Genomic DNA, 14,828 nt, shown 5'->3' on the forward strand with positions numbered 1-14,828 from the left:
CGCCGCTTTGGGGGAATCCCCTGCCCCCAGTCGGGACAGCCCCACCCAAGACAGCCCGCGCGGCAAAGCGGCTGGTCACCCCTCGTGAGTGGCTACGAGTGTTATTGATGGGAAAGGCAAACGTGGCATGTCTCAAACGGCGCGTTGGCGACGTTGAGCGTCCCCAACGCGCCCTGTGGCCCACCCACCCAGCAGAAAACGCCCCAACGGACCCCCCGGAACGCCGTGAAGGCCACCATCACAGCGCCTGACGCCGTGAAGGAGGCCTTCACTACCCTCGGGCGACAAGCCGAGCAGCACTTTCTCACCAAAGTGCGAAGCTTCGCTCCCGGGCGACGCCACATTTGACCTTCCCATCAATAGAACACTCGTAGCCACTCACGAGCCACCCACCCGGCCGCACCCCTCCGGGGAAAGTGTCGACATATTCCCTGGACCGTCAGAGGGCGGCGGAGTCGATGGCTTTTCAGGATCCGTTTCGTGGAAACGGGATGAGCGGTACCCAAGGTCCGCACGGAGATACCGCTCCACATCGGCCAACCGATCCTGCCCGGTCTCGAAATCTGGTGGCTCCGGACAGGCGGGATTGCCGAGTGACGCTGACTCAGCGGGAGTCTTCCGGGCCAGAAAGCACTACCCAGCCGTGTTCGGCGACCGGCGCTCGATCACCTTGGAGTTCGGCGTGTCCGGCTTCGACCGTGCTCGTGCCCGCGGGAACGGTGAACCACGCGTCCCGCTCGGCCAGGTTCAGCGCGACGAACAGGACATGTCCGTCCTTTGTGGAGCGATACAGCAGCCGCTCGTTGTCCAGTTCGAGTACTGTCGTGTGCGCCCGCACGAGCCACGGATGCCGTCGCCGGAGCGAGATGAGTTCCTGGTGCAGCCGGTAGACACCGATGCCGAGCGGCGACAGGTCGGCGGGCGTGGCAGGGAACTTCGGCCGGATCTCGTCGTCGCCGCCTTCACGATCCTCTTTGACGCCGGTGAAGCCGTGCTCGTCACCCGCGTAGATGCTCGGCACCCCCGCCACCGTGCACAGCACCACCACGGCGTGGGCGAGGTGGCGGGAATCGGTCAGGCGGCTCGCGATCCGGGTGACGTCGTGGTTGCCAAGGAACGTCTGGGGGACGAACGTGTCCAGTAGTTCCTGGTGCCGGGCGAGGGCATGCGCCAGTTCGTGGAAGTTGCGGTCGTTGAGCGAACTCCAGATCGCCTTCCACAGCTCGTACTGGGTGACCGCGTCGAGGCCGCCGGCGGTGATCATGGCCGGGTAGTCGCCGTGGATGGTCTCTCCCAGCAACCACGCCTCGGGATGGGACTGGTGCACCCGGTCGGACACCTGCCGCCAGAAATCCGCCGGGACGGCGTAAGCCGCGTCCAGCCGCCAGCCGTCGACGCCCTGGTCCAGCCAGTGGTTCAGCACGTCCGCGACGTAGTCGGCGACCGCGGGTTCGTCGTGGTTCAGCTCGACCAGCCGGTGGTGTCCTTCGAAGGTCGCGAGGGTGCCGTCCTCACCGCGGGCGAACCAGCCGTGCCAAGGGGAGGCGTCACCTCGTTGTTCGACGTCGGTCAGCTTGGCGAAGCCCCGGCCGACGTGGTTGAACACGCCGTCGAGGACGACCCGGATTCCGCGCTGGTGCGCCTGGGCGACGAGCGCGGTCAGGTCGTCGGACGTGCCGAGCCGGGGATCGATCCGGTAGTGGTCGACGGTGTCGTAGCCGTGGGTTTCCGACGCTAACACCGGGCCGAGCAGCAGCCCGTTCGCTCCGAGTTCCAGCAGGTGGTCGAGCCAGGGTTCGAGCGCCTTCAGCCGGGGAATCGGCTCCGCGCCGTTCGCCGATGCCGGAGCCCCGACGAAGCCGAGCGGGTAGACGTGCCAGAAGATCGCGTGTTCGGTCCAATACGCCACGGATGCCAGCCTTCCGTATCCGGGAGCCGCCCGCCGTCCGACTCCGGACTTGACCGGACGGGACTGATCTTTTCCGGGCGGATAACGGCCGGCGGCGCATAGACTTGGACGCGACTGGGTACCCCTTCGCCATGTTCGCCGTAGCGCTGGTGCCGGTTCTGCTCATCTTGGCCCTCCTCGGATTGGAGCGGCTGGAGGCTCGTGTCGTGCCGGAACGGCCGACGGCCGACGACGGGGACTTTCCGGCGAGTCTGGCGCTGGAGAGTCATTCGCGACCCAGCGGCGGCTGACGGAGTGCCTGAGCAGCAAGCACGTCCAGCCGAACTGCCGTCGGAACATTGCCTGACCCACCGCGCGGCGAGTTCGCCTTCAGGCTTCGAGTGCTTCGATCGCGGAAGCGGTCAGGCTCAGGCGGATGTGGTCGCGCAGTAATGCGCTCACCGCGTCGGAATCGCCTTCGATGATCAGGTTCAGGAGAGTGTGATGCTCCTGGTGGTCCCGAAGGCGGGGCTCTTCGCCCGGCGGTAGCTCGAGGCCAAGCCTGCGGTACCGGTCCGACCTGTCCCAGAGGCTGTCGAGCAGGCCGATCAGCTCGTCGTTGTGGGAGGCACGGTAGACCGCGCGGTGGAAGGCGCGGTGCACGGCGAGCGCCTCCTCGCCCCATTTCTTGGTGACCGGCAGCAGCCGGCCCACCGCGAAGCGCATGGCTTCGATGTCGGCGTCGGTGCGGCGCTGCGCGGCCAGTCCGGCCGCGAGCGGGTCGAGGGACAGGCGAATCTCGAACAGCTCCCTGGCTTCCTTCGCGTGCAGCGGCGCGACCCGGGCATCGCGATGGACGTCCAGCTCGACCAGGCCTTCGCCCTTGAGACGACGCAACGCTTCCCGCAGCGGGGTGATGCTCATGGCGAGCGACTCGGCCAGCTCGTACTGCGCCAGCACCGAACCCGGCGCGAGTTCCCCGGACAGGATGCGGTCCCGGACCTCGGCATAGGCCGCGTCACTCTTGCTCAGGAAGACGTTCGGCCTAGTCACAGTCGCCCCTCTTGCGCTCGGCGGTGTTCAAAGTTTAGCTTACCCGCATATCTTATAAGTTATGACGACTCGGAGGGTCGATGAAGATCGTTTCCGTCCACGAGGGCACCGTGCCGATCAGTTCGTCCATCCGTAACGCGTGGATCGACTTCAGCGCGATGGACTGCTCGATCGTGGCCGTGGTCAGCGACGTGATCCGGGACGGCCGACCCGTCGTGGGATATGGCTTCAACTCGAATGGCCGCTACAGCGCGGGCGACATCCTGCGCCGCCGGGTGATCCCCCGGCTGCTGGACGCGCCGGCGGACGCGGTGGTGACCGACGACGGCAGCAACATCGATCCCATCAGGGCGTGGGATTTCATGATGCGCAACGAGAAGCCCGGCGGGCATGGTGAGCGGTCGGTCGCGGTGGGCGTCGTCGACATGGCGCTGTTCGACCTGGCCGCCAAGATCGCCGGGCAGCCGCTGTACCGGTTCCTGTCGGACCGCTACGGCGACGGCGAGCCGGACGATTCGGTATTCGTCTACGCGGCCGGTGGCTACTACGCGCCGGGCAAGGGGCTGCGCGAGCTCCAGGACGAGATGAAGGGCTTTCTCGACCTCGGCTACCGCGTGGTGAAGATGAAGATCGGCGGGGCCTCCCTCAAGGAAGACCTGGAGCGCATCGAAGCAGTGCTGGAAGTCCTCGGCGGCGACGGCTCACGGCTGGCGGTGGATGTCAACGGAAGGTTCGATCTGACCACCGCGCTCGAGTACGGCCGGGCGATCGAACCCTATGGCCTGTTCTGGTACGAAGAGGTCGGCGATCCGCTGGACTATGCGCTGAACGCCACGTTGTCCGAGCATTATCGGGGACCGATCGCCACTGGCGAGAACCTGTTCTCGTTGCCCGATGCGCGAAACCTGGTGCGGTACGCGGGCATGCGGCCGGACCGTGACTTCATCCAGGTGGACCCGGCCCTGAGCTACGGGCTGACCGAGTACCTGCGCATCCAGGACATGTTGCGACAGCACGGTTGGTCGTCGCGGCGGTGCGTGCCGCACGGCGGCCACCAGTTCTCGTTGCACATCGCGGCCGCGCTGAAGCTTGGTGGCAACGAGTCGTATCCCGGCGAATTCCAGCCGACCGGGGGCTTCGCCGATGACGCGGTGGTGCGGGACAGCCAAGTCGGCCTCACCGATACCCCTGGCATCGGATTCGAGGGAAAAGCGGCTTTCTACCAGGTTTTGCGTGAACTGCACGACTGATTTTCCGTCCAGCACAACGGGGTGTAAGGAGACTGCGAATGTCGCAGGCAATAGTTGAACGCGGCCACGGGCGGTCGCGGGTTCGGTGGTCGCGTGAACTGTGGGTGCAGGTCCTGGTGGCAGCGGTCCTCGGCATCTTGGTGGGCCTGGTGTTTCCCGGATTCGGGTCCGCCATGAAACCGTTGAGCGACTGGTTCATCGCGTTGATCACGATGATCGTGGCACCGGTCATCTTCTGTGTGGTGACCACCGGGATCGCCTCGATGGACAACGTGCGGCGCGTGGGGCGGATCGGCGTGAAGGCGCTGGTGTACTTCATCGTGCTGTCACTGGTCTCGATGCTGATCGGGCTGGTCGTGGCCAACGTGTTCAAGCCGGGGCAAGGGATGCACATCGACCCCGGCACGCTGGACGCGAGCAGCGTGCCGGGGGTGAAGAGCGAGCATGGCGGCTTCACGGAATTCGTGTCGAGCATCATTCCCGACACTCTGCTGAGCGCGTTCACCAGCGACAACATCCTGTCGGCACTGTTCATCTCGATCGTGTTCGGATTCGCGTTGAACGTGGCGGGGGAGCGGGCACGGGTGATCACGAAGGCCATCGAGGGACTGTCCGATGTGGTCTTCAAGATCGTCTCGTGGATCATGCGGCTGGCCCCGTTCGGCACGTTCGGCGCGCTGGCCACGGTGGTCAGCACCTACGGCGCGGCGAGCCTGGCACAGCTCGGCTATCTGATCGTGCTGTTCACGCTGACCTGCGTGGTCTATGTCGTGGTCGTGCTCGGCGGGGTTATGCGGTTGTGCAAGCTGGGCCTGTTCTCGCTCATGCGTTTCCTGAAGGACGAACTGCTGATCGCGTTGGCCACCTGTTCGAGCGAGGCGGTGCTGCCGCAGTTCATCCGGAAGCTGGAGAAGCTGGGCGTGGGACGGCCGGTGGTGGGTATCACCGTGCCGTCGGGGTTCTCGTTCAACCTCGACGGTTCCGCGGTTTACCTCACCATGGCGTCGCTGTTCCTGGCGCAGGCGGTGGACGTTCACCTGTCCTGGCAGCAACAGCTGATCATGGTCGGCATCATGATGTTGACGAGCAAGGGAACCGCCGGTGTCGCGGGCGGTGCGTTCGTGGTGCTGGCCAGCAGTGTGACCGCGATCGGGCATGTGCCGCTGGCCGCGCTGGCACTGATCGTCGGCATCGACCGGATCCTCAACGAGGGCCGGGTGTTCATCAACGTGCTGGGCAACGCGGTGGCGACGATCGTGGTCGGTAAGTGGGAGAAGGACTTCGATTACGAACATGCTCGCGCGGTACTCGCCGGGAAACCCGTGCCGGAGCAGGACTCCCCAGCGGAGGCGCGTGAGGCGAGCACGGTCTGACTGTGTCGTGAGTGAAAACCCTTGCCTGCAACGGTTTTCACTCACGACGTCCGCTCATGGGCTGCCGGGATCGGGTCCGGGAACCACGGCCGGACGATCGAAGCCCGCTTCAGCGTGCGTAACCCCAGTGTCACGTCGACATCGCGAATCCCGGCGATCCCGCCGAGCGTCCCGGTCAGGAACCGGTGCAGATCCGAGTATGCCGCCACCGCCACCTCGCCGCACATGGTGTGTTCGCCGGCCGTCGCGCACAGCAGCAGCACGGCAGGATTCCTGGCCAGCTCCTCGGCCACCGCGTCGACCCGGCGTGGATCCACCCGCAGCCACAGGAACGCCGTCACCGGGAGTCCGAGGGTCTCCGGCTCGACGATCGTGCGCAGCCGCAGCGCACCGGTCTGGCACAGATTCTCCACCCGGCGCCGCGCGGTGCTCTCCATGATCCCGGCCCTGGCAGCCAGCTCTCGCCAGCGCATCCGGCCGTCCTCGGCCAGCGCGGCGACGAGTGCTTCGTCCACTTCGGTCAGTGGCGGCGCGAGTTCGGTGGGCTGCGCCCGATCCCAGCGGTCGAACCGGTCCGCCCGCAGGGCCGCCACCGCCTCGGCGTCCAGCAGGCCGGGATCCCACCCCACTCCGGTGGTGAATCGGCGCAGTACGACCTCGGAGCTGCTGCCGATCACCCCGTCCAGCTCCGGCAGCCGGACCAGGGTGAGGTCCAGCAGGTCATTGCGATCGATGGCGACCAGCTCGACCAGGCAATCGGCAGCCCCGGAAACCAGCGACACGAACCGCACGCTGGGCCAGCTGGTGAGCGCGTTCGCCACCGACACGGTTTTGGCCGGTTCGCACCGCACCCGGACGAAAACGGGCACTCCGCGGCCCGTGGCCAGTACATCCAGGGTCGCCGCGACATGGACCAACTCCGAGGACAGGATCCTGGCCGCGCGTCGGGACACCGTGGCTTCCGAGGCGTCCACCGCCTTCGCCACCGTCGGCCAGCTGGCCCGCGGATGGGCGATCAGGGCAGCTACAACACGGAGGTCGAGTTCATCCATGCAAGCAGTATCCGTCATATGTGCCGCATCCATCGACTGATTCGTGCAATCGCAGGATAAACATTGCTCATTAACCTATGTATATCTCACTATCTGTCCTTAACCCCAGTCCCCTCCCCGTGGAGCCACAGATGACCTCCTCCACCACAGCCGCCGCCGGTACCCGGCGGCCCAGTGGCACCGCAGGCGCGCTCGCCGGCGGCACCATCGGCAACTTCGTCGAATGGTTCGACTGGTCGGTTTACGGCTTCTTCGCGCCGTACTTCGCCAGCCAGTTCTTCCCCGGTGGCGGCACCACGGCCACCTTGTCGACCCTGCTGGTGTTCGCGATCAGTTTCTTCATGCGACCGGTCGGCGCGGCGGTGCTCGGTATCTACGCGGACCGGCGCGGGCGCCGCCACGGTATGACGCTCACCATCCTGCTGATGGCCGCGGGCAGCCTGCTGATCGCGATCGCGCCGACCTACGGTGCGGTCGGCTGGCTGGCACCGGCGATCCTGATCGCCGGCCGCCTGCTGCAAGGCTTCTCCACCGGTGGCGAATTCGGCACCTCGGCCTCGTTCCTCGTCGAGTGGGCCAAGCCGGGCCGTCGTGCGTTCGCGGGATCCTTCCAGCAGGTCTCGGTGGGGCTGGGCATCCTGTGCGCCTCACTGAGCGCCACCGTGCTCACCCGTGTACTCGACGACCACGCCATGTCCTCCTGGGGCTGGCGAATTCCGTTCGCCCTCGGCGCGGTGATCGGCCTGATCGGCATGTACATCCGGCGACGCCTGACCGAGCCGGAGGCGTTCCGCCGCCTGGAGGAGACCGGGAAGCGGGAGCAGCGGCCGCTGAGCACGATGGCCGCCGGGCACCGGCGCGGCGCGTGGTTCGTCTTCGGCATCTCCATCGCCGGCTCCGTGATCACCTACATGTGGCTGACCTACCTGCCGTCGTATGCCGTACTCACCGCACACGCGAACAAGGCCGACGCACAGTTGGCGAACACCCTCGCGCTCGCCTTCTTCGTGGTGATCCTGCCCTTCGCCGCGATGTTGTCCGACCGGTTCGGCCGCCGGCCGACGATGCTGGTCTACGCCGCAGCCTTCGTCATCCTGCCGTTTCCGTTGCTCTCAATGTTGGGCAGTAGCTTCACCAGCGTGCTCATCGTGTCGTTGGTCGGCATGGCGTTCCTGGCGCTCAACCACTCGAACCTCGCCACGGTGTTCGCCGAATTGTTCCCACCACAGGTGCGCACGATCGGCATCGCCTTGCCCTACGCCATTTCCAACGCGATCTTCGGCGGCACCGCGCCGAGCGTGATGCAGTTCTTCGGCTCCCGCAACAATCTCTGGGCGGTGCCGCTCTACGTCAGTGTCTGTGCGTTGGTCACCGGCTTGTTCTTCTACTTCATGAAGGAAACCAAATCAGTGGACACACACGACGTGGAGATGCGTGCATGATCCCGCTCGCCAAGGACGTCGACCGACTGCCCGCCTACCCGCTCGGTCTCGATGCCGGGCAACGCGAGCGAGTGGACCGCCTGCTGGCCGGAGTGGTGGTGTCACTGCACGACCATCCGGTCCGGCTGCCGGAACCCATGACCGCGGAGAGCTGGTCCGAGCACACCCGGGACGGCACCGAGCACATTGGACACACCGCACTCGGCCGGTCCGGGCTCGATGTGGTGCTGGCCAGTTCGTTGGTCGAACCCGACCAGAACCGGCTGCTGCGCTGGGCGGGCCATCTGCGGGCCGAGGCCGACACGGTCACCACCGGGCCGAGAATCGTGCTGGCACTGGAAGATCTCGGCAGTGTCGGGACCGACCTGGACGCCGTCCAAGCCCTCTATGACGCTGGGATCCGTTCGGCGGGCCTGACCTACAACGCCGGCAATCCACTCGGCGGTGGGCTGGGGCAACCGTCCGACGGCGGCCTCACGTCGATAGGCCGCGAGGCCGTGGCCCTCATGAATCAGCTCGGCATGCTGGTCGACCTCGCCCATGTCGGCGACCGCACCAGCATCGCCGCCGCCGAGGTGAGCGACCGGCCGGTGGTGATCAGCCACGCCGGCGCGCGGGCCCGGTGGCCGAGCCCGCGGATGAAGCCGGACGACGTGCTGCGCGCGGTCGCCGCCACCGGGGGTGTGATCGGGGTGGAGGCCGCGCCGGGTTCCACCCGGGTGAACGGGCGGCCCGAGCACGACCTCGACGCGGTGATGACGCACGTCGAATACATCGCGGAGCTCGTCGGAGTGGACCATGTCGGGCTTGGCCCGGACACCTTTTTCGGTGACCACACCGGGTTGTACGCGGCCGCCGGTTGGACGCCGCAGCCGGTGCCCGGTCACGAAGGGTTGCCGCTGCCCGATTACGTGGCCGGGATGGAGAACCCGGCCGAGGTACCGCGCAACGCCGCGGGCTGGCTGGTCCGCAACGGCTGGACGGACGAAGACATCGCCAAGATTCTCGGAGGCAACGCCGAGCGCGTACTCGGCGCGGTCCTCTGCTGATGCGAACCGACCCGGCCGACAACAAAACAGGAGGAACCCCGTGACCGGCGCCAGCGCTGAGATCCATGAACGGATCGCGGAAGAAATCGGGAATATTTCCGACACCCTGGTCGAGCTGAGCCTCGATCTGCACGCCCATCCCGAACTGGCGATGGAGGAGAAGTACGCGGCGAGCAAGCTGAGTGGGTTGCTGCGCACCGATTTCGCGGTGGAGGAAGGGATCGGCGGTCTTCCGACCGCTTTCCGCGGTACGGCGGGCAGTGGGTCACCGTCGATCGCGTTCCTCTGCGAGTACGACGCGCTGCCCGGCATCGGGCACGGCTGCGGGCACAACCTGATCGCCGCGGGTGGCCTCGGCGCCGCGCTCGCCCTGCGCCGCGCGGCGCCGGAACTGCCAGGCACTGTGGCCTGCATCGGGACCCCGGGGGAGGAGGGGGCCGGTGGCAAGGTGCTGCTGCTGGAGGCCGGTGTGTTCGAAGGCGTGGATGCCGCGCTGATGTTCCATCCCGGCGACACGACGATGCCGATCCGGCACGCCACCGCCAACCGCCGGCTCGTGGTGGAGTTCGACGGGGTGGCCGCACACGCGGCGGCCAGCGCCCACGACGGACGCAGCGCGCTTGCCGCGATGATCCAGTTCTTCGTCGGGGTGGATTCGCTGCGTCAGTTCGTGCCGGAAACGAGCCGGATGCACGGGATCATCACGCATGGCGGCGAGGCGCCCAACGTGGTGCCCGCCTACACGCGGGCCGAGTTCATGGTGCGGGCACTGACCAGTGACGTCGTCGCCGACCTCACCGAGCGCGTGGAGGCGGTCGCCGCCGCGGCCGCCACGGCGACCGGGACCACCGTTCGGATCAGCAGGGGAGTCCGCTATGCCGAGCGCAAGAACAATCACGTGATCGCCGGCCTGGTCGCCGGGCACCTGCGACGCCAGGGCGTGACCGTCGAGCAGCCGGTGCTGCGCGGCGGCACCGGTTCCTCCGACATCGGCAACGTGAGCTTGGTGCTGCCCGCCATCCATCCCTACCTCCAGGTGATGGACGCCGGCACGCCGACCCACTCGCTGGCGATGACCGAAGCGGTCGCCCAGCCCCGGGCGCAGGAGGCGATGCTGCGGATGGCCACCGCGCTGGCCTGCGCCGGGGCCGATCTGCTCGCCGACCCGGAGCTCTTCGACGCGGTACGCGCGGAGTTCGCCATCCGCGGCCCGGACCTGCCGGCATGACCTACCCTTGGCCTTCAGCGGTGACCGATGTGGTCGCGGTGCGCCGGGACCTGCACGTCCACCCCGAGCTCGGCTTCACCGAGATCCGTACCGCCGCCCGGGTGGACACCGCGTTGCGGGCCCTCGGCTGGACCGTCCAATCCGGACTGGAGGTGTTCGGCGCGACCGGGCTGCCCGGCTTGCCCGAGACATCGGTGCTGGAATTCGCCACCGCCCGAGCACTGGCCGAGGGCGTGCCGGAGGACCTGGTGGCGCGCTTTTCCGGTGGCCACACCGCGGTTGTGGCGGAGCTGCGTGGCAACCGCCCTGGACCGAGGGTCGCGATGCGGTTCGACATGGACGCGTTGCCGATCACCGAGTCGGCCACCGATGACCACCGGCCACACCGGAACGGGTTCGCCTCCGGTCATCCGGGTGTGATGCACGCCTGCGGCCACGACGGGCACGTCGCCATCGGCCTCGCACTGGCCGCGACACTGTCCACTCGCGACTTCCCGGGCAGTGTGCGGCTGCTGTTCCAGCCGGCGGAGGAGGGCGTACGGGGCGCACAGCCCATGGTTGCGGCTGGCGCCTGCGCGGACGTGGACGTGCTGCTCGCGATCCACCTCGCGTTCGGCCTGCCGAGTGGCCTGCTCGCCCCGGCCGCCACCGAGTTGATCGCCACATCGAAGTACCTGGCCCGATTCACCGGCCGTCAGGCGCACGCCGCCAAGGCGCCGGAGCAGGGGCGCAACGCGCTTCTCGCGGCCGCGACGGCCACGTTGAACCTGCACGCGCTGCCCCGCTTCGCCGGCGCCGTCACCCGGGTCAACGTTGGCAGGCTGCAGGCGGGGGTCGCGGCCAACGTGATCGCCGGCGAGGCCGAGCTCGCCTACGAGACGCGCGCCGATTCCGCTGACGTGGCAAGCGAATTGGCGCGGCGGGCCGAGATCGTGGCGCGTGCCGCCGCGGAGATGCACGAGGTGGACTTCGAGTTGATCCGCACCGGGTACGCCACCGCGGCCACGACGGACCCCGCCGTCGCGGCCGCGCTGACCACGGCCGCGGACGGGCTCGCCGAGGTGCGCGCCACGCATCCGCTCGGCGCGAGCGACGACGCGAGCCTGCTGATGCGGGCCGTGCAGGAGGCCGGCGGTGTCGCGGGTTACGCCATTGTCGGATCGGACAGCCCCGGCCCGCCGCATTCGCCACAGTTCGATGTGGACGAAGCGGTGCTGCCGGTGGCGGTGTCCTGGTTGGAGCGTGCGGTGAAGGGAGGACTGTGGTGAAGGGAGAAGTGGTGAGCGGGTCCTATACCGTCGTCGGTGGCGGGGCGATCGGCGGCACGATCGCCTTTCACCTGGCAAGAGCCGGCCACTCGGTGCTCGTCGTCGACGCCGACGCGGAGCACGTGGCGGCCGTGCGGGAGCAAGGCTTGATCATCCGTCGCGCCGACGGTTCCGAGCAGCGCCAACAGGTATCGGCGTGCACACCGGACGAGGTGCCGGGGCCGTTGCACGCCGTGGTGCTCGCGGTGAAGGCGAACGCGACCGCGACGGCGGCGCGGTGGATCGCGCCGAGGCTGGCCGAGGACGGGTTCGTGGTGAGCCTGCAGAACGGGTTGTGCGAACCGGAGATCGCGGCGGCGGTGGGCGCCGGCCGGACAGTTTCCGCGTTCGTCAACCTGTTCGCCGATCTGGTCGAACCCGGTGTCATCGCCGATGGCGGGCCAGGCGCGCTGGTGGTCGGCGAGCTCGACGGCACGATCAGCCCGCGAGTGCGGGAATTCGTCGCGGACCTGCAGGCGTGGGGACCGGCGCTGGCGAGTGAGAACGTGGCCGGGTTCCTCTGGTCGAAGCTTGCCTACGGGGTGGTCGCCGCCGCCAGCGCGACCGTCGACGACCCGATCTTCGACACCATCGATCGCCATCCCGAACTCACCGTGGCGCTGGCCAGGGAGGTGTACGCGATCGCCGCGGCACAAGGGATCGCGCCGGAGCCGTTCGACGCCTGGCAGGCCGGCGCGTTCGCGCTTGACGCGCCGCCGGATCGCACGCGCACCGCGCTGGCCGAGTTCTGCGCCTGGCTGCGTACCCAGCCGAAGACCAAGACCGGTATCTGGCGGGACCTGGCTGTCCGGCGCCGCCCGACCGAGGTGCCGGCCCAGTACCGCCCGGTGTTACGCCTGGCGGCCGATCATGGGCTGAAGTGTCCGGGAATCGAGGCGGTGCTCGACCTCATCGGTGAGCTGGAGTCCGGAAACCGGGCCATGTCCCGGGAGAACATCGTCGGCCTGGAACGGGCAATAGTCCACAATGGAGGGAACAGCTAGTGTCACGTCACGTCCTGATCACCGGAGCCGCTGGGGGCCTCGGCAGTGCCATCGCCGAGCGGTTCGCCGCGGCGGGCGACCGGATCACCGGGGTCGATGCCAGGGAGGCGCCGCTACGCGCGCGACTCGACGCGCTCGCCGTGGCGCACGGTGTCGCCGTCACCGCGATCCCGGCGGACTTGAGCGACCCGGCGGCCGGGGCGGTGGTCGACCGGGCTTGGGACCAGTCCGGCCCGGTGGACGTGCTGGTGAACGCGGCGGGTATCTGGCCGGCAACCCCGCTGCTGGACATGACCGCGCAGATGTGGGACCACGTGCTGGCGATCAACACCAGGGCCCCGATGCTGGCCACGGTGGCACTGGCGCGGCGCGCGGTGGCAGCAGGCCGCCTCGCGAGCGTGGTGAACCTGGCTTCGGGCGCGGCGATCCGGGCCAGGCCGGGCGCGGCGCACTACTCGACCTCCAAGGCGGCACTGGAAATGCTCACCCGCTCGTGTGCGGTGGAACTCGGTGCCTCGGGGATCCGGGTGAACGCGGTGTCGCCCGGGTTCGTCGCGGGCAGCAGTCACGAGGTCAACCCGATCACCGAGGAGTACGCCGCAGCGGTGTCCGGTAACGCGCTCGGCCGGATCGGGCAGCCCGAGGACGTGGCCGCCGCGGTGTTCTTCCTCGCCTCGGCCGAGGCCGCCTGGACCACCGGCGCGGTGTTGCGGGTCGACGGTGGCTCTTCGGCGGGCAATCCCACCTTGCCGGTGCACTGGGCGGGAGCCACCGAGGCGCAGTCGCCGGGGTGACGTCCGGCGAACGGCGCCGCCGACAACCGTCACGACCGTGGTGGCGCCCTTCGCCCACGGCAACAGCGGGGCTTCCAGGGTTTCGTCGATCAGGGCAAGGTTTTCGCCCTTGTCTACGTAACTTGATCGACATTCGACCGCGGTCAAAACGAAAAGATCTCGGGAGAAAGTCATGCGGCTAACCCGCTCTTACTCAGGAGGCACGTACGTGCAACCCCCCAAGTCACTTGGTCGGGCCCAATCCACTGACCTGGCGCGCTCCATGCTCAGCCGGCGTAGCTTGCTGCGCGCCGCCGGGGCGACCGGGGCAGGTCTCACCCTCGGTACGGCGCTGCCCGCCGCCGCTCTCGCGGCGCCGGCCGCGCCTGCCAAGCCCGGCAAGATCCCCCATGGCGCGCTCCTCAAGACGACAAAGGAGACGGCGCTGTGGGGCTGGTTCCCCGTCAACCGGCCATCCGTGCTGACCGTCCCCTCCGGAACGGTCGTCAAGATCGACGCGGTCAACCAGTCCGGCGTGTCCTCGGCCCAGGGCCCCGTCGCCTATTTCGAGGCACTCGGGGTGCCGGCCGACAAGGTGCTGCCCGAGCTGGCCGACATCGCCACGATTCCCCGTACCCCCGGCTCGAGCGGTCACGTGCTGACCGGTCCGCTCTACATCGAAGAAGCCGAGCCCGGTGACGTGCTCGAGATTCGCATCCTCGACGTCTCGCCGCGTGTTCCGTACGGCGTGAACAGCACCGGCCCGAACAGCGGTGTACTGGCCGGCAAGCTGCTCAAGGAGTCGTCGACACGGCTGCTCACACTGGACAAAAGCAACCGGTACTACCAGTTCGCGGCCGGGATCCGGGTGCCGTTCAAGCCGTTCGCGGGCATCACCGGCGTCGCGCCGCCGAGCGACGCCGGCTTCGTCTCCGCCAACCCGCCCAACCGGTGGGGCGGCAACCTCGACGTCCGTGACCTCACGGCGGGTTCGACGTTGTTCCTGCCGGTGTTCCAGTCCGGCGCACAGTTCTACATCGGTGACACCCACGGCGCGCAGGGTCACGGCGAGATCGACCAGACCGCGATCGAGCACTCGATGTCGTTCACCGCCCAGTTCACCGTTCGCAAGGGTGCCAGCTTGGAGTACCCGCGTGCCGAACTGCCGGGCCACATGGTGGCGATGGGTATCGATGCAGACCTGGACGTCGCGTTGCAGATTTCCGCCCTTCAGGCGATCGGCTACCTGCGGGAGGTCACCAAGGGAAAGCTGAGCGATGCCGACGCGTACGCGCTGTGCAGCGTCGCGGTCGACTTCATCATCGCCGAGGCGGTGGACGGCAACAAGGTCGTTGCCGCGTACATCCCCAAGTCCCTGCTCCCCTGATCACCCCGGTGGCTGGACGCTT

The 14,828-nt window shown here is 68.0% G+C and carries 13 protein-coding genes; 10 read left to right on the forward strand and 3 right to left on the reverse strand.

Features of this window, described 5'->3' with window-relative positions; translation table 11 throughout:
- Positions 1-604 precede the first annotated feature (604 nt).
- On the reverse strand, positions 605-1,909 hold the full coding sequence (locus VGP60_RS26845; RefSeq protein WP_327550885.1) for an alpha-amylase family protein: 1,305 nt from the start codon (positions 1,907-1,909) through the stop codon (positions 605-607).
- Positions 1,910-2,040: 131 nt separating this feature from the next.
- Here VGP60_RS26845 and VGP60_RS26850 point away from each other — a divergent pair, with 131 nt between their 5' ends.
- Positions 2,041-2,199, forward strand: a complete 159-nt coding sequence (locus tag VGP60_RS26850) for a hypothetical protein (protein ID WP_327550886.1) — start codon at positions 2,041-2,043, stop codon at positions 2,197-2,199.
- 79 nt (positions 2,200-2,278) lie between these two features.
- Here VGP60_RS26850 and VGP60_RS26855 read toward each other — a convergent pair whose 3' ends face one another.
- Positions 2,279-2,941: a GntR family transcriptional regulator gene (locus VGP60_RS26855; protein ID WP_327550887.1), complete on the reverse strand. Its 663-nt coding sequence runs from the start codon at positions 2,939-2,941 to the stop codon at positions 2,279-2,281.
- Positions 2,942-3,021: 80 nt separating this feature from the next.
- Here VGP60_RS26855 and VGP60_RS26860 point away from each other — a divergent pair, with 80 nt between their 5' ends.
- Positions 3,022-4,191 carry a mandelate racemase/muconate lactonizing enzyme family protein gene (locus VGP60_RS26860; protein WP_327550888.1) on the forward strand — a complete coding sequence of 390 codons (1,170 nt, stop codon included), beginning with the start codon at positions 3,022-3,024 and terminating at the stop codon, positions 4,189-4,191.
- Positions 4,192-4,229: 38 nt separating this feature from the next.
- Complete coding sequence (gene dctA, locus VGP60_RS26865) at positions 4,230-5,564, forward strand: C4-dicarboxylate transporter DctA (RefSeq protein WP_327550889.1); 1,335 nt, start codon at positions 4,230-4,232, stop codon at positions 5,562-5,564.
- Between the two features lie 41 nt (positions 5,565-5,605).
- Here the strand turns inward: dctA and VGP60_RS26870 are convergent, their stop codons facing one another.
- Complete coding sequence (locus tag VGP60_RS26870) at positions 5,606-6,616, reverse strand: Lrp/AsnC family transcriptional regulator (protein WP_327550890.1); 1,011 nt, start codon at positions 6,614-6,616, stop codon at positions 5,606-5,608.
- Between the two features lie 131 nt (positions 6,617-6,747).
- On the opposite strand from VGP60_RS26870, the gene VGP60_RS26875 reads away from it, so the two are divergent.
- The 7 genes from VGP60_RS26875 (at position 6,748) to VGP60_RS26905 (ending at position 14,806) form a co-directional block, all read left to right on the forward strand.
- Positions 6,748-8,058, forward strand: a complete 1,311-nt coding sequence (locus tag VGP60_RS26875; RefSeq protein WP_327550891.1) for an MFS transporter — start codon at positions 6,748-6,750, stop codon at positions 8,056-8,058.
- Positions 8,055-9,107 carry a dipeptidase gene (locus VGP60_RS26880; RefSeq protein ID WP_327550892.1) on the forward strand — a complete coding sequence of 351 codons (1,053 nt, stop codon included), beginning with the start codon at positions 8,055-8,057 and terminating at the stop codon, positions 9,105-9,107. The genes VGP60_RS26875 and VGP60_RS26880 overlap by 4 nt, the downstream gene beginning before the upstream one ends.
- Positions 9,108-9,147: 40 nt before the next feature.
- Positions 9,148-10,335: an amidohydrolase gene (locus VGP60_RS26885; protein ID WP_327550893.1), complete on the forward strand. Its 1,188-nt coding sequence runs from the start codon at positions 9,148-9,150 to the stop codon at positions 10,333-10,335.
- A 20-nt stretch (positions 10,336-10,355) separates the two neighbouring features.
- Positions 10,356-11,603 (forward strand): amidohydrolase, encoded by a 1,248-nt coding sequence (locus VGP60_RS26890; protein WP_327550894.1) that lies wholly within the window; start codon positions 10,356-10,358, stop codon positions 11,601-11,603.
- An 11-nt stretch (positions 11,604-11,614) separates the two neighbouring features.
- Entirely contained in the window at positions 11,615-12,646 is a 1,032-nt protein-coding gene (locus tag VGP60_RS26895) for a 2-dehydropantoate 2-reductase (RefSeq protein ID WP_327550895.1), read from the forward strand.
- The gene (locus VGP60_RS26900) at positions 12,646-13,440 is read left to right on the forward strand and encodes an SDR family oxidoreductase (RefSeq protein WP_327550896.1); all 795 of its coding nucleotides are present in this window, start codon (positions 12,646-12,648) and stop codon (positions 13,438-13,440) included. Before VGP60_RS26895 ends, VGP60_RS26900 begins: the two co-directional genes overlap by 1 nt.
- A gap of 262 nt (positions 13,441-13,702) precedes the next feature.
- Positions 13,703-14,806 carry an acetamidase/formamidase family protein gene (locus tag VGP60_RS26905; RefSeq protein ID WP_327550897.1) on the forward strand — a complete coding sequence of 368 codons (1,104 nt, stop codon included), beginning with the start codon at positions 13,703-13,705 and terminating at the stop codon, positions 14,804-14,806.
- Positions 14,807-14,828 lie beyond the last annotated feature (22 nt).

The organism is Amycolatopsis sp. (assembly GCF_036008905.1).
In the GTDB taxonomy this organism is placed as follows: Bacteria; Actinomycetota; Actinomycetes; order Mycobacteriales; family Pseudonocardiaceae; genus Amycolatopsis.